Raw genomic sequence first — 21870 nt, 5'->3', positions numbered from 1 at the left:
ATGACCGACACCCTGGTCTCCGACGCACCCCGCACCGACACCGTGCAGGACGCCCCTCCCGGATCGTTCCCGGTGACGCTCATCATCCGCCGGTTCGACCCGGACGTCGACGACGAGCCGCGCTGGCAGGACTTCGACGTCATGATGCTGCCGACCGACCGCATCCTCGACGCGCTCCACAAGATCAAGTGGGACCAGGACGGCTCCCTGACCTTCCGGCGCTCCTGCGCGCACGGCGTCTGCGGCTCCGACGCGATGCGCATCAACGGACGCAACCGGCTGGCGTGCAAGACGCTGATCAAGGACCTCGACGTGTCGAAGCCGATCTACGTCGAGGCGATCAAGGGCCTGCCGCTCGAGAAGGACCTCGTCGTCGACATGGAGCCGTTCTTCAAGTCCTTCCGAGAGGTCCAGCCGTTCCTGCAGCCCGCGACCGCCCCCACCCCGGGCAAGGAGCGCATCCAGTCGGTGGCCGACCGTGCGCGCTTCGACGACACCACGAAGTGCATCCTCTGCGCCGCGTGCACGTCGTCCTGCCCGGTGTTCTGGACGGACGGCCAGTACTTCGGCCCCGCCGCCATCGTGAACGCGCACCGGTTCATCTTCGACTCGCGCGACGACGCGGCCGACGTCCGGCTCGACATCCTCAACGACAAGGAGGGCGTGTGGCGCTGCCGCACGACCTTCAACTGCACCGACGCCTGCCCGCGCGGCATCCAGGTCACGAAGGCGATCTCCGAGGTCAAGCAGGCCGTCATGCGGGGCCGGGCCTGACGACGTCGCCGGGACGGGGCCGACGCTCGGCTCCGTCCAAGGCACGTCAGGGGCGCCACCGATAGGCTCCGCTCCATGACCTTCGCGGACACGCGCCCCATCCTCGACCAGCTCGGCTACACGATCCGCTACGTGCAGCTCCCCGGAGAGACCCTGCACGAGCCCCCGGTCGAGGGCGCGCTGCGAGTCGTCGCGGTCGAGGGCACGGGCGACTTCGCGCTCGAGGTCGTCGACTACGGGACCGCACGGCGTCTCGCGACCGCCCGGGGCGAGGCGGACGCGGTCGAGATGCTCCGTCGCTTCCTCAACCGGCCGTTCCCGGCGCCGAAGGACATCCCCCGGTACGAGCTCGACGGGCTTCGCGACCGGGCGGCGTCGACGTACCCGCAGCTCGCGCAGCAGGTGGCGCAGGCAGGCGAGCAGGGCCTCACGATCCAGGTGCCGGCCGGCGTGCCGGTGGACCGCGTCGGTGGCCCGGACGGCTACCTGCTGCACCCGCTCGACACCCCGCTGCCGCAGCGCTCGCTGCCGCCGCACGTCGCGTCGGCGCCCGAGACGCACCGCTACCTGGTCGAACGGCCGTTCCTGGTGACGGTCCGGTTCGTCCAGCCCTGGTTCGACCAGCCCGGAGGCGCGTTGCGCTTCCAGACGGCGGATCCGTCCGTCACGGTGCGCGACCTGGTCGTGGACGGTTCGCTCTCGCGGCTCCGGGTGGTCTGACCCGCGCCCCGACCGCAGCACGACGAAGCGGCCCGCCCCCTGCCGGGGCGGGCCGCTTCGTCGTGGTCGTCGCGCTACCCGAGGTCGGGGCGGTCGTACTGCGCACCGGCCGGGTTCGACTCGAGGGCGCCGAAGACGATCCCGGCGATCCCGACGAACAGCGCGATGAGCCAGAACGGTCCGGCCAGGTTCGCGTCGTGCACCCGGCGCCACCCCAGGGCCAGGCTCGGCACGATCGTCGCGAGCCACCAGAGCCCCCACACCCCGCCGATCAGCAGCGCGACGACGGGCGGCCCCACGGCGTCGGACCGTGCCACGCCGTACGCGTCGGTCGAGGTGTTCGCCGCGATCCACGTGAACAGCGCGACGAGGTAGGCGCCGAGGAAGACGAGGTTGACCAGCCCGTTGGCGAGCGCCCAGAACCAGAACTCGCTCCGGCTGGCGCGCCCGTCGAACCGCGCGTACTTCTTGAAGAAGCGCGTGGCGGCGTCGAGGAAGCCGATGCCGTACCAGGGTGCCCAGAGCGGGGGCGTGCCGTCCGGCCCGACCGGGATCGGGGGCTGGAGCTGCGCGTACGGCTGACCGTAGGGCGGGAACGTCTGGCCGTACTGCTGGCCGTTCTGTTGCCCGTACGGCGCCGAGGGCTGGCCGGAGGGCGCGGAGGGCTGGCCGTTCGGCTGCCCGGCCGGCGGCTGCTGCCCGTCCGGCTGTCCCCACCCGGGTTCGCCGCCGGTCGTCATCGCGAACCGGTCGGTCGGTCGAACCGGGCGCCCTGCGGGTTCGACGGCAGGAACATCATGATGAACACCGCGACCGCACCGAGGAACGGGATGAGCAGCAGCAGCGCGAAGAGCCCGCTGATGTTCGCGTCGTGGAGGCGTCGCACGATGAGTGCCAGCGTCGGGATGACGAGCGCGAGTCCGACGATCCAGAAGGCCGTCCCGGCGAGCGGGTTGGTCGACATCGTCGAGAAGCCCACGTACGTCGAGGAGGTCGTGGTGGTCGTCGTGCCGGTGGCCGCCGTCAGGATGCCCGTGATGATCGACGCCACCGTGCCGATGATGGCGCTCCAGAGGTACCACCACCAGTACTCGCTGCGGCTCGCGCGGCCGCTGAACGTCGCGTACTTCTTGAAGAAGCGCGAGAACGCCTTGCCGAACGAGATGCCGTACCAGGGCGCCCAGATCGGCGGTTCGCCCCCGGGCCCGGTCGGTGCGGGCTGCTGGCCGTACGGGTTCTGCGGCGGGTACTGGTCGGTCATGGGTCCCCCTCGGGTGTTGGCTGAAGTACGAGTGCGATTCAACCAGAACGCCCCGGCCACGTCCGCGCCGGGTCAGGGGACGAGGGCGAGCTTCCCGCCGGGGTGCTGCGACTCGAGCACCTCGGCCGCGGCCTTCGCCTCGGCGAGCGGGAACGTCCGCGCGACGGGGACGGCGAGTTGCCCGTCGCCCGCGAGGTCGATGAGTCGCTGCCGCACCGAGTCTCGGAACGCCTTGCTCTCCGGCTGGGCTCCGCCGATCGCACGGATGCCGTCGGCCCCCGCTCGACCGAACGCGGCGATCGTGACGATGCGCGACCGGTCCGCGACGAGCGCGAGCGAGACGTCGACGGCCTCGTCGGTCCCGACGCAGTCGAGCGCCACGTCGACGCCGTCGCCCGTGCCGTCGGCCACGAGTGCCCGGACCCGGTCCTCGAGTCCGTCGCCGTAGGCGATCCACTCACCGCCGAAGTCCGCGACGGTGTCGGCGTTGCGCTCGGAGGCGGTGCCGATGACCCGCGCCCCGAGGAGGCGGAGCTGCTGCAGGAGGCTGACCCCGACGGCACCGGCGGCACCGTGCACGAGGACCGTGTCGTTCCCCGAGGCCCGGGTCACCCGGAGCATGTCCGCGGCGGTGGTGCCGGCGAGCAGGAGGTTCGCGGCCTCGGGGAAGCCGAGGGCCGCGGGCTTGGCGAACACGTCCCGTGCCGGCACCGTGAGTCGCTCGGCCCAGCCACCAGCGACCCGGAACGCGAGGACCTCGTCACCGACCGCTCCCCCGCCGGACGCGATCTCGGTGTCCGGGCCGACGGCGCTCAGGACGCCCGCAACCTCGTAGCCGATCGCGATCGGCAGGTCCGACGGGTCGCCCTGCCGGGTGTGCTTCGTGTCGGCGGGGTTCATGCCCGCGGCGCGGACGTCGATCGTCACCTCGCCGGGGCCCGGGGCCGGCACCTCGGTCTCGACGTACTCGAGGACTTCGCTGCCGCCGAACCGCGGGGCCACCCAGTGCTTCGTCATGCTCCCGACGCTACGCGCGCGGTGCCGGACGTCGTCGGGCACGCAGGGTACGGGACCGCAGCACGAGCAGTGCGGAGCCGGCGACGAGGAGTGCTCCGGCGATCGTGAGCGGCACCGTCGGGTCGCTGCCGGTGAAGGCGAGTTCCGCCGGGGAGTTCCCGGAACCACCGCTGCCCGAGCCCGCAGCGACCGGCACGGCCGGAGCGCTCGACGTCGGTGCCGAGGGAGTGGGGGTCGGCGTCGGGACCACCGCGGGAGCGCGGACGGTGAGGACGTACGTCTCAGTGTCGGCCGGGGCCGTGCCGTTGTCCGCCGTGATCGTCACCGTCGTGGTGCCGGGCGTCGTCGGTGTGCCGGAGATGACGCCGGTCATCGGGTTGATCGTGAGCCCGGGCGGCAGGGTCCCGCCGTCCGAGTACGTGGGCGCGGGCGTTCCCGTCGCCGTCACCGGGAACGAGTAGGGCGTACCGGCGGTCGCGGCCGTGGGGGTGCCGGACGTGATCGTCGGAGCCACCGTCTCGGAGGGGGTGCCGGGGGCCGGGCACCCGGTCGGCGCGGTGATCGTGTTCGTGTCGAGCGTCACAGCCGCGGTGCGCGCGAGCAGACGCCCGACGACGGTCGCACCCGTGGTGGCCGTGACGGACTGGTCCGCGAGGACCGTGCCCTGGAACTGCGCGGCGCTGCCGATCGTGGCCGAGCTGCCGACCTGCCAGAAGACGTTGCAGGAGCTCGCGCCACCCGTGGTGAGGATGCGCGTGCCCGATCCGATCGTCAGCGTCGACGCGGCCTGGAACACCCACACGGAGTCGGCGCTGCCCGCGAGCGTCAGCGTCCCGGTGTCCGCGAGTCGCAGTGCGTCGCCGGTGTAGACACCGGGCGACAGGCTGAGGCCGTTCAGCTCCGAGACGCCGGTCTGCGTCGGGGTCAGCGACGCCGCCACGTTGTACGCGGTCGTGGTGTCGGCCTGGGCCTGGGTCGCTGCCGCGTCGGTCTGGTGCACCGTGCCGTTCACGATCCCGTTGCCGGGTCCGCCGAACCCGGTGATCGAGGTCCCCGGGGAGAGGCCGAGGTCGCCCTGGACGGTGGTGGGTCCGGTGTTCGTGACGGTCGAGGCGCCGAGGACGCCGTACGTCGCGGCCGTGCCGAGCCCGATCGGACCGTCGATGACGGTCGCGGCCGAGGCGGGACCGGAGGACGCGAGCGCCAGCGCTGCCGCCAGTCCGATCCCGGTGCCGATGAGGGTGAGTGAGCGGACGATGGGCGTGCTGGCCATGACGGCCCCTGCCTGTTCAGGAGAGGTACCGCACAGGTGTCGAAGTCACCCGGCACTCGCCGTGCCGCGAGTCTCGCTCGCGTACCTGTGCGTGAGGGTCCCGATTGCCAGGTTCGGTGGATCCGCGGAGATCGGACACACCGGTCCGCGGCGCGATCGCCTCGCGTCCGGCGGTACCGTCGACTGGTGCCCTCCACTCCCGCAGCCCCCGACCGCACGCACCGGCCGGCCGGCCCGCAGCACGCCGCCGTCGTCGTGAACCCCTCCGCGGTCGACCTCGCCGCCCTCCGCTCGGCGGTCGCCACCGAGCAGGGGTCGCTCGGCTGGGCCGACACCGCCTGGTTCGAGACCGCGGCCGACGACGACGGCCGCGCCGCCGCACGCGCCGCTCGTGACAGCGCACCCGACGTCGTGCTGGTCGTCGGTGGCGACGGCACGCTGCGGGTCGCGGCCGAAGTGCTGCACGGGTCCGGCATCCCGATCGCCCTGCTCCCGACGGGCACCGGCAACCTCTACGCACGGAACCTCGGCATCCCGATCGGTGACGTCACCGCGGCCGTCCGGTCGGCCTTCCACGGCGCTGACCGTGCCGTCGACGTCGCATTCGCCGCGCTCACCACCGCCGACGGGGACACGACCGAGCACGCGTTCCTCGTGATGGCGGGGATCGGTCTCGACGCCCGGATGGCCGCGGACACGAACGCCGGCCTGAAGAAGCGCTTCGGCTGGCTCGCCTACTCCGACCCGATCATGCGGTCCGTGGTCGGCAACCGCCAGGTCGACCTCCGGTACCGCCTCGACGAGGGCGAGGAGCACAGCATGCGGGCGCACACCGTCATCGTGGGCAACTGCGGGACCCTCACGGCGGGCCTGCTGCTCCTCCCCGAAGCGCAGCCGGACGACGGGCTCCTCGACGCCGTTGCGTTCCGCCCGCGTGGCGCCTTCGGCTGGACGAAGATCGGCTACGGCCTGTCGCTCAACCGCTTCTACCACCGGACGCGCTTCGGACGGTTGCTCGCGCGCTTCCTGCCGCGGTCGCGGACACTCGGCTACACGACGGCGCGGCGACTCGACCTCGTGCTCGACGAGCCCGAACAGCTGCAGTTGGACGGTGATCCGTTCGGCCTGGTGGCCGCTGCCAGCCTGCGCGTCGAGCACGGCGGTCTCGTGCTGCGGACGGCCTGACGCGGCGGTCCGACGCTGGTGCGTGACGGACGGGAGGCGCGGTGCCAGCCGGCACCGCGCCTCCCGTCCGTCAGGTGGATGCGTCGAGGACGCTAGGCGCGCGCGGACCGCACCCGGTCCGCGAACGCGGCGTGCAGCGGGTGCTGCTCGTCGAGCCCGGTGATCTCGGTCACGACCTCGGCGTCGCTCCGGTCCGAGCGCAGCAGCGCCTGGAGTTCGACGCTCTGCTCGTCGTCCGGCACGTCGAAACGCAGCGCGGCGCCCATGGCGTCGAGCAGCGCCGTCGGCTCCGTGCCGTCCTCGGCGAGGGCGGCGGCGGGCGACACGAAGCGCTCGTCGCGGGAGAGCTTGCGCAGCGGCTGTCGGCCGACGCGGGTCACGGTGTCGGGCAGGTGCGGGTTCTCGAAGCGCCCGATGATGGCCTGCACGTACGCACGGTGCACCTCGGGGTCGAGCTCGTGGCGGCGGACGAGCAGGTCGCTCGTCTCGGCGAGCACGGACTCGAGCTCGGACCGGACCGCGGGGATCGCGATGGCGTCCGAGATCTTGTCCGCCCCGGCGAGGAAGCCGTGGTACGCGACGGTCGCGTGCCCGGTGTTCACCGTGAAGAGCTTGCGCTCGATCGACGCGGCGAGGCCGTCGACGTAGTGGGCGCCGGGGATCTCCGGCTCGTTCCCGCCGAACGGCGTGCGGTCGATGGCCCACTCGAAGTAGGTCTCGACAGTGACGTCCAGGCCCGCGCCCTCGGGCTGCGCCGGGACGATGCGGTCGACCGCGGTGTTCGCGAAGACCGCCTTGGCGAGGGCCTGGTCGCGGACGTCGGCGGGGAGCGCCTCGACGATGAACTCGCGCAGGCGGTCGGTGGCGTTGAGGGCGTTCTCGCACGCCATCACGGCGATCGGCGCGGCGTCCGCGTCGCGCTGCTGGAGCGCCTTCGCGATGACCGGCGCGATGAACTTCAGGACGTTCGGTCCGACGGCGCAGGTGACGATGGACGCCGTGGCGATCTCGGCGACGACGGCCGATTCGTCCTGGGCGCTGTTCAGGGCACGGAAGTTCGTGACCTCGTGGTCGCGCGCGTTCTGACCGACCTCGTGCACCGTGTACGAGTCGGCAGCGGCGAGAGCGTCGATGAGGGGCGCGGCGACGTCGGCGAAGACGACCTCGTAGCCGGCCTCGTGCAGGAGCAGTCCGACGAAGCCGCGGCCGATGTTGCCCGCGCCGAAGTGGACGGCGGTGGGGGTGCTCACTCGTTGACCTCGCCGAGGATCGACAGGATCGCGGCGGTGTCCGGTGCGTCGGTCAGCTTCTGGACCTCGTCCTCGTCGCTGAACACGATCGCGATCTTGGACAGGATGTCGAGGTGCTCGTTGTTGACGCCGGCGATGCCGACGACGAAGCGGACGGGGTTGCCGTCCCAGTCGATCGGGGTCGCGTAGCGGATGAACGACAGCGCCGAGGACTTGATGGCGTCCTTCGCGTCGTTCGTGCCGTGCGGGATGGCGAGGAAGTTCCCCATGTAGGTCGAGACGCTCTTCTCGCGCTCGAGCATCGCCGGGTAGTAGTCCGCCGTGACCGCGCCTGCAGCCTCGAGGATCTCGGCAGCCTCCTTCATCGCCTCCGACTTGGTCGGTGCGGTGTCCTCGGTGTGGATCCGGATCTGGCTCTCCTGCAGGACGGGCATCGGGGTTCTCCTTGCTTCGTGACGTGGCGTCGTGGACGTGTGGAGGGGACGAGCCGTGGCCCGTCCCCTCCGATACTGCACTTCGTTACTGGTTCTTGAGCTGTTCGACGACCTGGTCGTACTGCGGCGCGTTCATGAAGTTGCCGACCGACACGTGCTGTGCGTTCGGGTTCTTCTGCTTCGCGCGCTCCGTCAGCTCCTCCTGCGTGATGATCAGGTCCTCGTCACCGGAGAGGTTCGCGATCGCCTTGTTGGAGACCGTGACCCCTTCGATGCCCGCCTTCTTGATCTTGTTGCGGAGGACGCTGGCGCCCATCGCGCTGGAGCCCATGCCGGCGTCGCAGGCGAACACGAGGTTCTGGACGCGGGTGGCGGTCGCGGTGGTCGCCGAGCCCACGCCACCGAGCGAGGCCTCGGCCTCCTCCTCGTTCGCCGGGGAGTTGTTGCCGAGCAGGCCCGAGGTCGCGGCGTTGACGTCGCGGCCCTTGTTCGCCTGGAGCTTCGCCATCGCGGCGCTCATGTCGCCGCCACCGTTCGCGAGGTCACGCTTGCGGGTCGCGATGAGGAAGAACGACGCGACCGCGAACGACACCGCTGCGGACAGGACGACCGAGAGGATGACGCCGAGGAAGCTGTCCTTCGCCGTCGCACCGAGCACCGCGAAGATCGATCCGGGCGACGCCGGGGCGACGAGACCGGAGTGGAACGCAACGTTGGTCGCGACGCCCGTGGCACCACCGAGGATGACGGCGATGAACAGGACCGGCTTCTGCAGCACGTACGGGAAGTAGATCTCGTGGATACCACCGAGGAACTGGATGATGATCGCGCCGGGAGCGGTCGAGCGGGCGATGCCGACACCGAAGAAGGTGAAGGCGAGCAGGATGCCGAGACCCGGGCCGGGGTTCGCCTCGAGCAGGAAGAGGATGCTCTTGCCGGACTCCTGGACCTGCTGCGCGCCGAGCTGGTCGAGCACACCGTGGTTGATGGCGTTGTTGAGGAAGAACACCTTGGCCGGCTCGATGATCACGCTGGCGAGCGGGAGCAGCGAGTGCTGGACGAGGAAGTTCACCGCGTCGCCGAGGCCCTCGGCGATGAGCTTGAACAGCGGCGCGAGCCAGAAGAACCCGGCCATGGCCAACCCGAAGCCGAGGATGCCAGCCGCGTAGTTGTTCACGAGCATCTCGAAGCCGGGCCGGATCTTGCCGTCCCAGAGCTTGTCGATCTGCTTGATGAGGTACGCGCCGAGCGGCCCGCAGATCATCGCGCCGAGGATCATCGTCGTGCCGTTGGCGCCGATGATGACACCCATGGTCATGATCGAACCGACCACCGCACCACGGGTCTCGTAGACCATCCGGCCACCCTGGATCGCGATCGCGAGCGGGATGAGGTAGGTCAGGATCGGGCCGACGAGGCCGACGTTCGCGACGCCGCCCGTCTCACCGAAACCGCCGAGGATGCCCACGGGCGTCCAGCCGGTCTCGATGAAGAAGGCGGTGATGATGCCCCACGCGATGAAGATCGCGATGTTGGGCATGACCATGCCGGAGAGGAACGTGCCGAACTTCTGAACGGCGACGCGTGCGCCGCCCCGCGACTTCGCGGGGGCGTCGGGCGCTGCAACGGACGACGTTGTCATGTGCGGTGACTTTCTGTGAGGTGCTGCTGCTGCGTGTGGAGGGGAGGTGGTGCTGGGGGTTCGGATCAGGCGGCGTGCGTCGCGGCCGCGGCGGACTTGGCGGCCGCCGCCGTGCTCGCGGCGAGTGCCGCCTGGGCCATCTCGCGGGCCTGGTCGAGGGTGTGCTTGCCGAGTTCGGCGCGCACGTCGGCCAGGGCCGCGGGGGTCATGGAGAGGGTCGTGGCGCCGAGACCGACGAGCACGACGGCGAGCAGCGGGTCGGCCGCTGCCTCGCCGCAGATGCCGACGGGCTTGCCGGCGTCCGCACCCGCTGCGCCGAGCTGCGCGACGAGGCGGAGCACGGCGGGGTGCCACGGGTCCTGGTAGGACGCGACGGTGCCGAGCATGCGGTCGGCGGCCATCGTGTACTGGGTGAGGTCGTTCGTGCCGATCGACACGAAGTCGGCGGAGGTGAACACCTGCTCGGCCATCAGCGCGAGCGAGGGGACCTCGGCCATGACACCGGCGGTGCGGATCCCGAGCTCGCGGGCGAGGTCGACGAAGTACTCGGTCTCCTCGGCGTCGGCGACCATCGGGGCCATCACCCAGAGGTCGGCCTCGGTCTCGGCGTCGGCCTGGGCGAGCGCGGTGAGCTGGTCGCGGAGCACCTCGGGGTGGTTCCGGAGCGCCCGGAGACCGCGTCGACCGAGGGCCGGGTTCTCCTCGTCCTTGTCGGTGAGGAACGGCAGGGGCTTGTCGGCACCCGCGTCGAGCGCCCGGACGACGACCTTCTTGCCCGGGAAGGCCTCGAGCAGCTGCTTGTAGGAGTCCTTCTGCTCGTCCACGGTCGGCGCCTTCGGCGAGTCGAGGAAGAGGAACTCGGTGCGGAAGAGCCCCACGCCCTCCGCACCGAGAGCGACGGCGCCCGCGGCGTCGGCGGGGCTGCCGAGGTTCGCGAGCAGCGGGACGGTGTGCCCGTCGGCGAGCGCGCCGGCGGTCAGGGGCGCTGCGGCCGCGGCGAGGCGGTCGGCGATGCGCTGCTCGACGTCGGCGACGAGTTCGGCCGACGGGTCGGTCACGACGGTGCCGGCGGCGGCGTCCACGACGACGACCGTGCCGTCGGACAGGTCGTCCGCGCCGGTCACGCCGACGATCGCGGTGATGCCCTTGGCACGGGCGAGGATCGCGGTGTGCGAGGTCGGGCCGCCGTCACGCGTGACGAGGGCGAGCACCTTGTCGAGGTCGAGGAGCGCGGTGTCGGCCGGCGCGAGGTCACGGGCGACGAGCACGAAGGGGGTGTCCGACTCGGGCACACCCGGGGCGTGGACGCCGCGGAGCTTGGCGATGATGCGCTGGGCGACGTCGTCGAGGTCGGCGGCACGCTCCCCCATGTAGCCGCCCATCGAGACGAGCAGGTCGCGGAACTGGCCGAACGCCTCGAACACGGCACGCTCGGCGTTGGTGCCGCCGTCGATGCGGGCGTGCACGTCGTCGAGCAGGGTCGGGTCCTGCGCCATGAGCGCCTGCGCCTCGAGCACGGCCTGGGCGTCCCCACCGGCGAGCTGCCCCCGCTTGTTGAGGTCCTCCGCCACCGCTGCGATCGCGGCGGCCACGGCCTGCTTCGCGTCGTCCGCCGAACCGGTCAGGGCGTCCTTCGACGGTTCGCCGAGCGGGTCGGCCATGCGGAGCACGGGGCCGTGGGCGACGCCACGGCCGACGCCGGTGCCGAGCAGTTCGGACATTCGAGACTCCTTCATCTCACGCGCGCTTGCGGTGGGGTGGTTCGTTCGGTGCGCGCAGCGCGGAGACGGGACCCCGCCGGTGCGGCTGAGCAGCACCATACCCCGATCCACGTTGACAAACAAACACATCCGGGGATAAAAATGCAGAAACAGATGCCCGTTTGCGTCTGGTGGCGGATCCGTTCGGGTCGCTGTCGCCGGAGACGTGCCCGGTCGTGTCCGTTCCGTTCCGACTCCCCCACCGCTTCCGAGACGACGAGGCCCCGATGTACGCACCAGAGCGCCACCAGCGCATCGTCGAACAGGCGCGTGCGCAGGGCCGGGTCGACGTCAAGGACCTCGCCGAGCTGCTCGAGGTGACCCCGGAGACGATCCGCCGCGACCTCACCTCGCTCGAGCGGCGCGGGCTGGTCCGACGTGCGCACGGTGGCGCGATCCCCGTCGAACGCATCACCCTGCACCCGGGAGTCGGCGACCGTGGCGGCATCAACCAGGCCGAGAAGATGGTCATCGCCGAGGCCGCGCTCGGCGAGCTGCCCGAGAACGGGTCGGTCATGATCGACGCCGGCACCTCGACGATCTGCCTCGCCGAGATGCTCCCGACCGACCGTGGCCTCACCGTCGTGACCCACTCCCTCCCAGTGGCGATGGCGGTCGCGAACCGGCCGGGCATCGACCTGCACCTGCTCGGCGGCAACATCCGCAGCGACTCGCTCGCCGGCGTCGGCACGTGGACGCACCAGCTCATCGGGATGGTCAGCGTGGACGTCGCGTTCATCAGCATCAACGGCATCACGCCCGAGCGCGGTCTCACGACGCACAACATGGCCGAGGCCGCCGTGAAGTCCGCGATGATCAAGTCCGCGCGCCGCAGCATCCTGCTCGCCGACCACACCAAGTTCGGTCGCGAGGAGTTCGGCCGCGTTGCCCCGCTCGCCGCGATCGACACGATCATCACCGACCCCGGCGTGAACGCCGACCTCGTCCGCGAGGTCGAGGCCGCCGGCACCGAGGTCTTCTGGCCCGGCCGCGACTGACCCTGCGTCCCGCCCCGGAACCGCCCACCCCGCGCTCGCTACCATGAGCCAACCACCCATCGACAGGAGTACATCGATGTCCGAAGCCACCCGCACCGTCACCGTCGCCAGCGCGTCCGGCCTGCACGCACGCCCGGCCTCCCTCTTCGTCCAGACCGTGACCGCGTCCGGCCACCAGGTCACGATCGCGAAGGGCGACAAGTCCGGGAACGCCGGCAGCATCCTCGCGCTCCTCGGCCTCGGCATCGAGAACGGCGACGAGGTCACCCTCACGGTGAACGGCGACGACGCCGAGACCACTGCGGACAGCCTGGTCGAGTTCCTCAAGACGGACCACGACGCGGCCTGACCACAGGACGGACGGGAGGCGCGGTGCCAGCTGGCACCGCGCCTCCTGTCCGTCGTCCGGTCGCCCCTACTGCCCCAGCGGCGGGATCGGGCGCAGCTCGCCCCAGGCGAAGGCGCTCTCGGCGATGAAGTCCTGGAAGTCGTCGGCGATCTTCAGCAGCATCTCCGGTTCCCCGTCGCGGAGCCACAGCCACGAATCGCCGTCGTCCCCGGCGATCGACCAGGCGAGCGCCATCCCCTCGTCGGCGACCTCGGTGTCGACCACCCGCCGCAATCGTTCGGACCAGTCGCTGTACACCCAGAACTCCGCCGCACGGAACTCGTCCCGGCGCAGCATCTGCTCGGCCACGGGACGGAACGCATCGAGCAGCTCCCCCACGGTCATCACGACGGTCACGGCGCGAGCCTACGACCGGCGCAGCCGTGTCGGCACCCGCCGATAGGGTGTTCTGCATGACACGCCTGCGCCTCGCATCCGTCAACGTGAACGGCATCCGTGCCGCGTTCCGGAAGGGCATGGGCGACTGGCTCGCCACCCGCGACGTCGACGTGCTCGCCCTGCAAGAGGTCCGCGCGTCGAGCGACGACCTCGCCGGGCTCCTCGGCGACGAGTGGGACATCGTGCACGACCCCGCCACCGCGAAGGGTCGGGCGGGCGTCGCGATCGCCTCCCGCCACAGCGCGCACGTGCACCGCGTCGCGCTCGGTGCGGACGACTTCGACTCCGCCGGGCGCTGGCTCGAGGCCGACTACGAGATCGGCGGCACCACGGTGACGGTCGTCTCGACGTACGTGCACTCGGGCGAGGTGGACACCCCGAAGCAGGACGAGAAGTGGAAGTTCCTCGACGCGATGACCGAGCGGCTGCCGAAGCTCCGCGAGCACAACCCGCTCGCGGTCGTCGTCGGCGACCTCAACGTCGGGCACGACCAGCGGGACATCAAGAACTGGAAGGGCAACGTCAAGCGCGCGGGCTTCCTGCCGCGTGAGCGTGCCTACTTCTCGCGGTTCTTCGGCGAGCAGGGCGCCGAGGTCGAGGGCGCCGACGGCACCACCGGGCCCGGTCTCGGCTGGGTCGACGTCGGTCGCGCCCAGGCCGGCGACGTCGAGGGGCCGTACACGTGGTGGTCGTGGCGCGGCCAGGCGTTCGACAACGACACGGGCTGGCGCATCGACTACCAGATGGCGACCCCGGAGCTCGCCGCGAAGGTCACGCAGTACACGGTCGACCGCGCTGCCGCGTACGACCAGCGATGGTCCGACCACGCCCCCGTGGTCGTCGACTACGAACTCTGACCCGCACCCCCACACTTCTCCAGCACAGGACAGCACCATGACCAAGACGCGCATCTTCTCGGGCATCCAGCCCTCGGCCGGTTCCCTCCACCTCGGCAACTACATCGGCGCGCTCATGCAGTGGCGGACGCTGCTCGACGACTACGACGCCATCTACTGCGTGGTCGACATGCACGCGATCACGTCCCCGCAGGACCCGGCCGAGCTCCGCGCGAACACCCGGGCGACGGCCGCGCAGTACATCGCCTCGGGCATCGATCCGACCAAGGCGACGCTGTTCGTGCAGTCGCACGTCCCGGCGCACGCCGAACTCGCGTGGGTGCTGAACACCCTGACCGGCTTCGGCGAGGCGAGCCGGATGACCCAGTTCAAGGACAAGTCCGCCCGGCAGGGCACCGAAGCCGCGTCGGTCGGCCTCTTCACGTACCCGATCCTGATGGCGGCGGACATCCTGCTGTACGACACGAAGGTCGTGCCGGTCGGTGACGACCAGCGGCAGCACGTCGAGCTCACCCGCGACCTCGCCGGGCGCTTCAACTCGCGGTTCGGCGACACGTTCGTCGTGCCGGAGGCCCGGATCCTCACCGACACGGCGCGGATCTACGACCTGCAGGACCCGACGAGCAAGATGAGCAAGTCGGCCGCGTCGGACAACGGCCTCATCCGCCTGCTCGACGACCCGAAGCGCACCGCGAAGAAGATCCGCTCGGCGGTCACCGACACCGAGCGCGAGATCCGGGCCGACCGTCAGGCGAAGCCGGGCGTGACGAACCTGCTGTCGATCCTCTCGGCGTTCACCGGCACCCCGGTCGCCGTGCTCGAGGAGTCGTTCCAGGGCAAGGGCTACGGGGACCTGAAGGGCGAAGTCGCCGACGCCGTCGTGGCCGAGCTCGAGCCCGTGCGCGCCCGCACGCTCGAGCTGCTCGACGACCCGGCCGAGCTCGACCGGCTCCTCGCCGTCGGCGCCGAGCGTGCCGAGTCCATCGCCGCAGAGACCCTCGCGAAGGTCTACGAGCGCATCGGCTTCGTGCCCCGCACCCGGCGCTGACCGTGCGCCCCGTCACGCTGTCGTCCGCCCGGGTGCACCTCGACGTGCCCACCCGGGCGGACGCGACGGCGATCACCGAGGCCTGCCAGGACCCGGACATCGTGCGCTGGACGACGATCCCCACGCCGTACACCGCCCGGGACGCCACGACCTTCGTCGACGCGCTCGTCGGTCCGGGGTGGGCCTCCGACCGCGAGTACACCTGGGCGATCCGTCGGACGGGGTCCACCTGGCTCGAGGGGATCATCGGGTACCGCACTGCGCGGCGCGACCTCGGCTTCTGGCTCGCACCCTCCGCACGCGGGGCCGGGCTGATGCACGACGCCGTCGGCCTCGTGCTCGACTGGGCCTTCGCGCAGGGTGCGCCGGACGTGTACTGGGAGTGCTACGTCGGCAACACGGCCTCGGCCTCGGTCGCCCGTGCCGCGGGGTTCTCGTACACCGGCACCGGCGACGCGCTCATCCCCGGGCGGGACGGCGCTCCGACGACGGCGTGGAAGGGGCTCCGGCGGGCCGACGGCGCTCCCGCGTCCGACCTGCCGTGGCCGGCCGAGACGACGACGGCACGCCCGGATGACGCGTCACCGACCGTTCGCGGATAGTCTCGGACCGTGACCGTCACCCCTCGGCCGTCGGACTCCGCGGCCTCCCCCGCAGCGCACCCCTCGGTCTCGCCGGCCGAGCTCCGTGCGATGCGCCGTGGCCTCGAGCTCGCGGCCCTCGGCCCTGCGGTCGGTGACCACGTCCGCGTCGGCGCCGTGATCCTCTCCCCCGACGGAGCGGTCCTCGCCGAGGGCTGGCACAAGGGCGCCGGCACCCCGCACGCCGAGGTCGACGCGATGGCGAAGGTCGACCCCGCACACCTGGTCGGCGCGACCGCCGTCGTCACCCTCGAACCCTGCAACCACACCGGACGCACCGGCCCGTGCGCCGTCGCCCTGCTCGAAGCGGGGATCGGCCGCGTCGTGTACGCCGTCGACGACCCCGGGCCGGCGGCCCACGGGGGTGCCGAGCGACTGCGGTCCGGCGGAGTCGACGTCGTCTCGGGCGTCCTCGCCGACGAGGTCGAGGACTTCCTCGAGCGCTGGCTCCTCTCGGTGCGCCTCGGACGCCCGTGGGTGACGGTGAAGTGGGCATCGAGCCTCGACGGCCGGGCCGCGGCGGCCGACGGCACGAGCCAGTGGATCACCGGTGCGGCCGCACGCCAGCACGTCCACGAACAGCGCGCCGCGCACGACGCGATCCTCGTCGGGACGGGCACGGTCCTCGCCGACGACCCGAGCCTCACCGCGCGGGGCGACGCCGGCGAACTCCTCGCCGACCAGCCCGTCCCGGTGGTGTTCGGCGACCGGCCGGTCCCCGACGACGCCGCGGTCCGCCGCCACCCTCGCACCCTGCTGACGCTGTCCGGCCACGACCTCGCCGCCTCGCTCCACGCGCTGCGGGACCACGGCGTGCACTCGGTGTTCGTCGAGGGCGGACCCACCGTCGCCTCGGCGCTCGTCGCGGCCGGTCTGGTGGACGAGTACCTCGTCTACCTCGCGCCCGTCCTGCTCGGCGGCCCCCGTGTCGCCCTCGGTGACGTCGGCGTGGGAAGCATCGGCGAGCGTCGGCGGTTGGACGTACTATCGACCACCAGCCTCGGCCCCGACCTGCTGGTCCGAGCACGACCCCACCGCGCACCCCGGCCGGCGGCGGCCGAGCCCGGGATCGCGGGGCCCCAGAACGACCGGAGCACCACATGACCGATGCACTCACCTCCCCCACCCCCGGGAGCCCGGTCCAGTTCGAGGTGTCGACGAACGTCCCGACCACGCACGGCACGTTCGAGATGCGGGCGTACCGCGACCTCGTGACGAGCGCCGAGCACGTCGCGATCATCGCCACCGGCCCGGACGGTGCAGCACCGCGCGACGGCGCCCTCGTCCGGGTGCACTCCGAGTGCCTGACGGGCGAGGCGTTCGGGTCCCTCAAGTGCGAGTGCGGCCCGCAGCTCGACGCCGCGCTCGACACGATCGCGGCCGAGGGCGGCGTCGTGATCTACCTCCGCGGGCAGGAGGGCCGCGGCATCGGTCTCATCAACAAGCTCAAGGCCTACCGCCTGCAGGAGGACGGCCTCGACACGCTCGACGCGAACCTCGCGCTCGGTCTCCCCGCCGACTCGCGGGCGTACGGCGGCGCGGCCGGCATCCTCGCCGACCTCGGCATCACCACCGTCCGCCTCCTGTCGAACAACCCGGAGAAGCGTCGCCAGCTCGAGGAGCACGGCATCACGGTCGAGAGCCTGGTGCCGCTGGTCGTCGGCGTCTCCACGCAGAACGCGGCGTACCTCGACACGAAGCGCGACCGGATGGGGCACCAGCTCCCCGCACACCTCGAAGCGGGCAGCCCGCTGGCCTGATCGAGCCCCGGCCCGGCCCGGCCCGGTCACGATCCAGCGGATTCGCAGGTTCACGACATCTGTCGTACGATGGTGTCCCCCGTCACAAGCGGTACACCACCCCGAACCGAACGCACCCGATCAGTGCCCGCGCCACCCTGCGCGAACCGATCGGTGTCCGCCGTCCGGAACACCGCTGCGCTCCCCCGTGAGCGTCATCCACGGAGTCTCCTCACCCCATGTCCGCCGCACCGGCACCCGCATCCCCGAAGACCGCAGGCAACCCGCGCTCCCGCGTCGTGATCGCCAGCCTCGTCGGCACCTCCATCGAGTTCTACGACTTCTACGTCTACGCGACCGCCGCGGTCCTCGTCTTCCCGACGCTCTTCTTCCCGAACGAGGACCCGACGGCCTCGCAGCTGTCCTCGTTCGTCACGTTCGCCCTCGCGTTCTTCGCCCGCCCGGTCGGGTCGATCATCTTCGGCCACTTCGGCGACCGCGTCGGCCGCAAGGCGACCCTCGTGGCGTCCCTGCTCGTGATGGGCACCGCGACGTTCCTCATCGGCTGCCTGCCGACGTTCGACTCGATCGGCATCTGGGCTCCGGTGCTCCTCGCCGTGATGCGCTTCGCGCAGGGCGTCGGGCTCGGTGGCGAGTGGTCGGGCGCGGCACTGCTCGCGACCGAGAACGCGCCGAAGGGCAAGCGCGGGGTGTTCGGCTCGATGCCGCAGCTCGGCGCCCCGATCGGCTTCCTGCTCGCCAACGGCCTGTTCATCGCGATCAACGCGGCGATGCCCGCCGGCGCCGACGGCACCCCGAACCCGGACTTCCAGGCCTGGGGCTGGCGACTCCCGTTCCTGCTGTCGGCCGTCCTGGTGATCGTGGGCCTCTACGTGCGGTTCAAGCTCGTCGAGTCGACGGTGTTCCGTGGCGTCCAGGAGTCCGGTTCGGTCGCCAAGGTCCCGCTCGGCCGGGTGTTCCGCACCTCGTGGCGCGCCGTCATCGTCGGGACCTTCGGCATGGTCGCGACCTACGTCCTCTTCTACTTCATGACGACGTTCACGCTGTCCTACGGCACCACCGGAGCCGAGGCCGGCCCCCTCGTCCCGAAGATCGGCCTCGGCTACACCCGTGGCGAGTTCCTCACGCTGCTCATGATCGGCGTCGTGTTCTTCGGCATCTTCACGCCGATCGCAGGCATCCTCGCCGACAAGTTCGGTCGTCGTCGCACGCTCATCCCGACCACGATCGGCATCGCGCTCTTCGGCCTGACGTTCCAGTTCTGGTTCGCCGCGTCGACCGGTCCGATCACGGTGGTGACGTTCCTGATCGTGGGACTGTCGCTGATGGGCCTGACGTTCGGTCCGATGGGCGCTCTCCTGCCGGAGCTCTTCCCGACGAACGTCCGCTACACGGGTTCGGCGATCGCCTACAACGTCGCGTCGATCCTCGGCGCCTCGCTCGCTCCGACCATCGCGCTCGCGCTGTGGCAGCCGGACGGCAACATCTTCCTGGTCGGGCTGTACCTCACGATCGCCGCGGTCGTGACGCTGGTCGCCCTGTTCTTCATCCGTGAGACGAAGAGCGCCGCGCTCGACGCGGCGGACACCGCCGGTGAACCGGACGCAGCACCGGTGGACGCGCGCGCCTGACGCGACCACCTGCACAGACGGGAGGCGCGGTGCCGGCTGGCACCGCGCCTCCCGTCCGTCGTCAACCCGGGTTGACATCCGTCAGTACGTCAATGTAGGTTGACACGCGTGGATCGACCGACCATCACGAGCCTCGCCGCCGGCGCAGCCGGAGACGACCCGTTCTCCGCCCTCGCCAGCGTGCGCGAACTCCGTCGTGAGCTCGACCGGACCGAGGAACTCGCTGCCCGACGTGCCCGGAACGCCGGCGCCTCGTGGCAGGAGATCGCGACGCTGCTCGGCGTCAGCCGCCAGGCAGTGCACAAGAAGTACGGCAGAAACTAGGAACACGATGAGCTCCCCCTTCGCCAGACCCAAGAAGACCGACGGTCCCCGCGCCACGTTCGGCCGACTGCTGAGCTACCTGTTCGAGAACAAGCCCGCGATGGTCGTCATCATCGTGCTGAGCGTCCTCGGTGCCGGTGCGTCCCTCGCGCAGCCGCTGCTCGTCAACCAGGTCATCACCGCCGTCCAGCACGGCAACACCCTGAGCACCCTCGTCTGGCTGCTCGTCGGACTCGTCATCGTCGCGGGCGTCCTCAACGGTGTGCAGCACTTCCTGCTGCAGCGCGCGGGTGAAGGCGTCGTCCTGTCCACCCGGCGGAAGCTCATCGCGCGCATCCTCAACCTGCCGATCTCCGAGTTCGACACGCGCCGCACCGGCGACCTCGTCTCCCGTGTCGGCAGCGACACGACCCTGCTGCGCGCCGTGCTGACGCAGGGCCTCATCGAGTCGATCGGCGGCGCCCTGACGTTCATCGGCGCCATCATCGCGATGGCCGTCATCGACCCACTGCTCCTCGGAATCGTCGTCGTCATCGTGCTCGTCGCGATCGTCGTCGTCGGCGGGCTCAGCCGCCGCATCCGCGTCGCGTCGAAGCGTGCGCAGGAGAAGGTCGGCGACCTCACCGCGGCGGTCGAACGCGGCATCGGTGCCGTCCGCACGATCCGTGCCGCCGGTGCCACCGAGCGCGAGGTGCACGAGGTCGACGGCCACGCGACCGAGGCCTACCGTCGTGGCCTCGACATCGCGCGGATGTCGGCGTTCGTCGTCCCGGTCGCGAGCATCGTCATGCAGGTCGCGTTCATCGCCGTCCTCGGCGTCGGTGGTGCGCAGGTCGCAGCCGGCACCATCACGATCGCGACGCTCATCACGTTCATCCTGCTGCTCTTCATGATGATCATGCCGCTCGGCCAGGCCATGGGCGCTGCCGTCGCCGTCGCCCAGGCGCTCGGTGCGCTCGGCCGGATCGAGGAGATCCTGCACCTCCCGACCGAGGCGCAGGACGACCAGGCCGTCCGCGTCGCCGCAGCGGTGGAGAGCGACGACGCGATCGCCTTCGAACACGTGTCGTTCCGGTACGCGCGTCCGGCCCAGGCCTCCGGTGCGGACGGCGCCGAGCCGGCCGTCGACGACGACACCACCTCCGACGACGTGGTGCTGCACGACGTGTCCTTCCGGGTCCCCCGCGGGTCACGGGTCGCACTCGTCGGTCCGTCCGGCGCGGGCAAGTCGACCACGCTCGCCCTCATCGAGCGGTTCTACGACCCGACCGACGGGGTCATCCGGCTCGGCGGCGTCGACGTCCGTGGCCTCGACCGCGCCGAGCTCCGCGCGCAGATCGGGTACGTCGAACAGGACGCTCCGGTGCTCGCCGGCACGATCCGGGCGAACCTGCTGCTCGGTTCACCGGACGCCACCGAGGACGACTGCGTGCGCGTGCTCGAGGCCGTCAACCTCGGCGAGGTCCTGCACCGCGACCCCCGTGGGCTCGACGCCCAGGTCGGCGAGGACGGCGTCATGCTCTCCGGCGGTGAACGGCAGCGGCTCGCGATCGCCCGGGCACTCCTCGCCGCTCCCCCGATCCTGCTGCTCGACGAGTCCACCTCGTCGCTCGACGGCGTCAACGAGCAGAAGATGCGCCTCGCGATCGACGCCGTGGCCGAGGACCGCACGCTGCTCGTGATCGCGCACCGGCTGTCCACGGTGGTGGACTCGGACGTGATCGTCGTGCTCGAGCACGGCCGGGTCGTCGGCGTCGGGACCCACTCGGAACTCGTCGAGTCGACGCCGCTCTACCGCGACCTGGCGAAGCACCAGCTGCTCGTCTGAGCCGGCGCGGCCGCGGTTGGTCGACGGTACGCCGAGGTCAGAGGAGCGCCCCGCCGGGGTTCGCCAGTCCCTCGTCCATGTCGCTGTGGTCGACGTGCCCGCCTGCGGCGCGGATCTCGTCGAGCGCCCGCGCGCTGCGGGCTTCGTCCACCCCGACCACGAGGTCGTCGTAGACCGCGACGTCGTATCCCGCAGCCCGGGCGTCGAGCGCCGAGGCGCGCACGCAGTGGTCGGTGGCGATGCCGACCACGTCGATCGTCACGACGCGATGATCGGCGAGGACCTCGGGCAGCGGGACGCCGTCCTCGGTGCGCGCCTGGAACGCCGAGTAGTCCGGCGTGCCCTGCCCCTTGAAGACATGGACGTCGATCGGAGCGGTGTCGAGCCGCGGGTGGTACTCGGCCCCCGGGGTCCCGGCGACGCAGTGCACCGGCCAGGTCGTCTCGTAGTCCGGACCCTCGGGACCGGCGAAGTGGCCGCCGTTGTCGTCGTCGCCGTGGTGCCAGTCGCGGGAGCCGACGATGAGGTCGTACTCGTCGGCGTGCCGACCGAGGAACGCGGTGATGCGTCGCGCGAGGTCGTCGCCGCCGGTCACACCGAGGGCACCGCCCTCGGTGAAGTCGTTCTGGACGTCGACGACGAGGAGTGCCCTGGACATGGGTCCATCCAACACCCGCGGC

General features: G+C 71.2%; 22 protein-coding genes and 1 pseudogene. 13 read left to right on the top strand and 10 right to left on the bottom strand.

Annotated features, from left to right (window positions below; translation table 11 throughout):
• Both J2X60_RS02815 and J2X60_RS02810 read left to right on the top strand, forming a co-directional pair.
• Nucleotides 1-774 (top strand): succinate dehydrogenase iron-sulfur subunit, encoded by a 774-nt coding sequence (locus tag J2X60_RS02815; RefSeq protein ID WP_071295792.1) that lies wholly within the window; start codon nt 1-3, stop codon nt 772-774.
• 75 nt (nt 775-849) lie between these two features.
• The gene (locus J2X60_RS02810) at nt 850-1494 is read left to right on the top strand and encodes a TNT domain-containing protein (protein WP_070418435.1); all 645 of its coding nucleotides are present in this window, start codon (nt 850-852) and stop codon (nt 1492-1494) included.
• Between the two features lie 74 nt (nt 1495-1568).
• On the opposite strand, the gene J2X60_RS02805 is transcribed toward J2X60_RS02810, so the two are convergent.
• The 4 genes from J2X60_RS02805 to J2X60_RS02790 all read right to left on the bottom strand — a co-directional run bounded on the left by J2X60_RS02805 (nt 1569) and on the right by J2X60_RS02790 (nt 5045).
• The gene (locus J2X60_RS02805) at nt 1569-2234 is read right to left on the bottom strand and encodes a DUF805 domain-containing protein (protein WP_309886425.1); all 666 of its coding nucleotides are present in this window, start codon (nt 2232-2234) and stop codon (nt 1569-1571) included.
• Nucleotides 2231-2755 (bottom strand): DUF805 domain-containing protein, encoded by a 525-nt coding sequence (locus J2X60_RS02800; protein ID WP_309886424.1) that lies wholly within the window; start codon nt 2753-2755, stop codon nt 2231-2233. The genes J2X60_RS02805 and J2X60_RS02800 overlap by 4 nt, the downstream gene beginning before the upstream one ends.
• Before the next feature lie 72 nt (nt 2756-2827).
• A complete protein-coding gene (locus J2X60_RS02795; protein WP_229086425.1) occupies nt 2828-3772 on the bottom strand; it encodes an NADP-dependent oxidoreductase in 945 nt (314 codons plus the stop codon).
• A 10-nt stretch (nt 3773-3782) separates the two neighbouring features.
• Nucleotides 3783-5045: an ice-binding family protein gene (locus J2X60_RS02790; protein WP_309886423.1), complete on the bottom strand. Its 1263-nt coding sequence runs from the start codon at nt 5043-5045 to the stop codon at nt 3783-3785.
• A 186-nt stretch (nt 5046-5231) separates the two neighbouring features.
• On the opposite strand from J2X60_RS02790, the gene J2X60_RS02785 reads away from it, so the two are divergent.
• A complete protein-coding gene (locus J2X60_RS02785; protein WP_309886422.1) occupies nt 5232-6230 on the top strand; it encodes a diacylglycerol kinase family protein in 999 nt (332 codons plus the stop codon).
• Between the two features lie 92 nt (nt 6231-6322).
• Here J2X60_RS02785 and J2X60_RS02780 read toward each other — a convergent pair whose 3' ends face one another.
• From J2X60_RS02780 to ptsP, 4 genes are all read right to left on the bottom strand, one after another.
• Nucleotides 6323-7480, bottom strand: coding sequence for a mannitol-1-phosphate 5-dehydrogenase (locus J2X60_RS02780; protein ID WP_071294737.1), 1158 nt, complete (start codon nt 7478-7480; stop codon nt 6323-6325).
• Nucleotides 7477-7914, bottom strand: a complete 438-nt coding sequence (locus J2X60_RS02775; RefSeq protein WP_022907882.1) for a PTS sugar transporter subunit IIA — start codon at nt 7912-7914, stop codon at nt 7477-7479. The genes J2X60_RS02780 and J2X60_RS02775 overlap by 4 nt, the downstream gene beginning before the upstream one ends.
• 85 nt (nt 7915-7999) lie before the next feature.
• A complete protein-coding gene (locus J2X60_RS02770; protein WP_309779970.1) occupies nt 8000-9556 on the bottom strand; it encodes a PTS mannitol transporter subunit IICB in 1557 nt (518 codons plus the stop codon).
• A 65-nt stretch (nt 9557-9621) separates the two neighbouring features.
• Complete coding sequence (gene ptsP, locus J2X60_RS02765; RefSeq protein ID WP_083295279.1) at nt 9622-11277, bottom strand: phosphoenolpyruvate--protein phosphotransferase; 1656 nt, start codon at nt 11275-11277, stop codon at nt 9622-9624.
• Nucleotides 11278-11543: 266 nt separating this feature from the next.
• Between ptsP and J2X60_RS02760 the strand changes: the two genes are divergently transcribed.
• Both J2X60_RS02760 and J2X60_RS02755 read left to right on the top strand, forming a co-directional pair.
• The gene (locus J2X60_RS02760; RefSeq protein WP_071303090.1) at nt 11544-12314 is read left to right on the top strand and encodes a DeoR/GlpR family DNA-binding transcription regulator; all 771 of its coding nucleotides are present in this window, start codon (nt 11544-11546) and stop codon (nt 12312-12314) included.
• 76 nt (nt 12315-12390) lie between these two features.
• On the top strand, nt 12391-12663 hold the full coding sequence (locus J2X60_RS02755; RefSeq protein ID WP_070418429.1) for an HPr family phosphocarrier protein: 273 nt from the start codon (nt 12391-12393) through the stop codon (nt 12661-12663).
• 66 nt (nt 12664-12729) lie between these two features.
• Here J2X60_RS02755 and J2X60_RS02750 read toward each other — a convergent pair whose 3' ends face one another.
• Nucleotides 12730-13059, bottom strand: a complete 330-nt coding sequence (locus J2X60_RS02750) for a hypothetical protein (RefSeq protein ID WP_309886421.1) — start codon at nt 13057-13059, stop codon at nt 12730-12732.
• A gap of 56 nt (nt 13060-13115) precedes the next feature.
• Here J2X60_RS02750 and J2X60_RS02745 point away from each other — a divergent pair, with 56 nt between their 5' ends.
• The 8 genes and pseudogenes from J2X60_RS02745 (at nt 13116) to J2X60_RS02710 (ending at nt 21190) form a co-directional block, all read left to right on the top strand.
• On the top strand, nt 13116-13958 hold the full coding sequence (locus J2X60_RS02745) for an exodeoxyribonuclease III (protein ID WP_071296540.1): 843 nt from the start codon (nt 13116-13118) through the stop codon (nt 13956-13958).
• Between the two features lie 37 nt (nt 13959-13995).
• Entirely contained in the window at nt 13996-15006 is a 1011-nt protein-coding gene (gene trpS / locus J2X60_RS02740) for a tryptophan--tRNA ligase (RefSeq protein ID WP_309886420.1), read from the top strand.
• A 2-nt stretch (nt 15007-15008) separates the two neighbouring features.
• Entirely contained in the window at nt 15009-15608 is a 600-nt protein-coding gene (locus tag J2X60_RS02735) for a GNAT family N-acetyltransferase (RefSeq protein ID WP_175496049.1), read from the top strand.
• 90 nt (nt 15609-15698) lie between these two features.
• Nucleotides 15699-16751, top strand: coding sequence for a bifunctional diaminohydroxyphosphoribosylaminopyrimidine deaminase/5-amino-6-(5-phosphoribosylamino)uracil reductase RibD (ribD, locus tag J2X60_RS02730; RefSeq protein WP_309886486.1), 1053 nt, complete (start codon nt 15699-15701; stop codon nt 16749-16751).
• A 29-nt stretch (nt 16752-16780) separates the two neighbouring features.
• A pseudogene (ribA, locus tag J2X60_RS02725) lies at nt 16781-17407 on the top strand (GTP cyclohydrolase II); the annotation flags it as partial.
• A gap of 218 nt (nt 17408-17625) precedes the next feature.
• Nucleotides 17626-19038 carry an MFS transporter gene (locus J2X60_RS02720; protein ID WP_070418423.1) on the top strand — a complete coding sequence of 471 codons (1413 nt, stop codon included), beginning with the start codon at nt 17626-17628 and terminating at the stop codon, nt 19036-19038.
• Between the two features lie 108 nt (nt 19039-19146).
• On the top strand, nt 19147-19362 hold the full coding sequence (locus J2X60_RS02715) for a hypothetical protein (protein WP_022907338.1): 216 nt from the start codon (nt 19147-19149) through the stop codon (nt 19360-19362).
• A 7-nt stretch (nt 19363-19369) separates the two neighbouring features.
• Complete coding sequence (locus J2X60_RS02710) at nt 19370-21190, top strand: ABC transporter ATP-binding protein (RefSeq protein WP_309886419.1); 1821 nt, start codon at nt 19370-19372, stop codon at nt 21188-21190.
• 37 nt (nt 21191-21227) lie between these two features.
• Here the strand turns inward: J2X60_RS02710 and J2X60_RS02705 are convergent, their stop codons facing one another.
• The gene (locus J2X60_RS02705) at nt 21228-21848 is read right to left on the bottom strand and encodes an isochorismatase family protein (RefSeq protein WP_309886418.1); all 621 of its coding nucleotides are present in this window, start codon (nt 21846-21848) and stop codon (nt 21228-21230) included.
• Nucleotides 21849-21870 lie beyond the last annotated feature (22 nt).

This window comes from Curtobacterium sp. 320, from assembly GCF_031455235.1.
Taxonomy (GTDB): domain Bacteria; phylum Actinomycetota; class Actinomycetes; order Actinomycetales; family Microbacteriaceae; genus Curtobacterium.
Note: the sequence above shows the minus strand (reverse complement) of the source record. Positions and strands in the feature narration are given on the sequence as shown.

What these genes read in the sequence shown, in the direction of transcription:
- J2X60_RS02710 (WP_309886419.1), top strand. Translation starts at nt 19,370, where the DNA reads ATGAGCTCCCCCTTCGCCAGACCCAAGAAGACCGACGGTCCCCGCGCC.
- J2X60_RS02745 (WP_071296540.1), top strand. Translation starts at nt 13,116, where the DNA reads ATGACACGCCTGCGCCTCGCATCCGTCAACGTGAACGGCATCCGTGCC.
- J2X60_RS02775 (WP_022907882.1), bottom strand. Translation starts at nt 7,914, where the DNA reads ATGCCCGTCCTGCAGGAGAGCCAGATCCGGATCCACACCGAGGACACC.
- J2X60_RS02810 (WP_070418435.1), top strand. Translation starts at nt 850, where the DNA reads ATGACCTTCGCGGACACGCGCCCCATCCTCGACCAGCTCGGCTACACG.
- J2X60_RS02720 (WP_070418423.1), top strand. Translation starts at nt 17,626, where the DNA reads ATGTCCGCCGCACCGGCACCCGCATCCCCGAAGACCGCAGGCAACCCG.
- J2X60_RS02800 (WP_309886424.1), bottom strand. Translation starts at nt 2,755, where the DNA reads ATGACCGACCAGTACCCGCCGCAGAACCCGTACGGCCAGCAGCCCGCA.
- ribD (WP_309886486.1), top strand. Translation starts at nt 15,699, where the DNA reads ATGCGCCGTGGCCTCGAGCTCGCGGCCCTCGGCCCTGCGGTCGGTGAC.
- ptsP (WP_083295279.1), bottom strand. Translation starts at nt 11,277, where the DNA reads ATGTCCGAACTGCTCGGCACCGGCGTCGGCCGTGGCGTCGCCCACGGC.
- J2X60_RS02770 (WP_309779970.1), bottom strand. Translation starts at nt 9,556, where the DNA reads ATGACAACGTCGTCCGTTGCAGCGCCCGACGCCCCCGCGAAGTCGCGG.
- J2X60_RS02755 (WP_070418429.1), top strand. Translation starts at nt 12,391, where the DNA reads ATGTCCGAAGCCACCCGCACCGTCACCGTCGCCAGCGCGTCCGGCCTG.
- J2X60_RS02760 (WP_071303090.1), top strand. Translation starts at nt 11,544, where the DNA reads ATGTACGCACCAGAGCGCCACCAGCGCATCGTCGAACAGGCGCGTGCG.
- J2X60_RS02815 (WP_071295792.1), top strand. Translation starts at nt 1, where the DNA reads ATGACCGACACCCTGGTCTCCGACGCACCCCGCACCGACACCGTGCAG.
- trpS (WP_309886420.1), top strand. Translation starts at nt 13,996, where the DNA reads ATGACCAAGACGCGCATCTTCTCGGGCATCCAGCCCTCGGCCGGTTCC.
- J2X60_RS02805 (WP_309886425.1), bottom strand. Translation starts at nt 2,234, where the DNA reads ATGACGACCGGCGGCGAACCCGGGTGGGGACAGCCGGACGGGCAGCAG.
- J2X60_RS02705 (WP_309886418.1), bottom strand. Translation starts at nt 21,848, where the DNA reads ATGTCCAGGGCACTCCTCGTCGTCGACGTCCAGAACGACTTCACCGAG.
- J2X60_RS02790 (WP_309886423.1), bottom strand. Translation starts at nt 5,045, where the DNA reads ATGGCCAGCACGCCCATCGTCCGCTCACTCACCCTCATCGGCACCGGG.
- J2X60_RS02795 (WP_229086425.1), bottom strand. Translation starts at nt 3,772, where the DNA reads ATGACGAAGCACTGGGTGGCCCCGCGGTTCGGCGGCAGCGAAGTCCTC.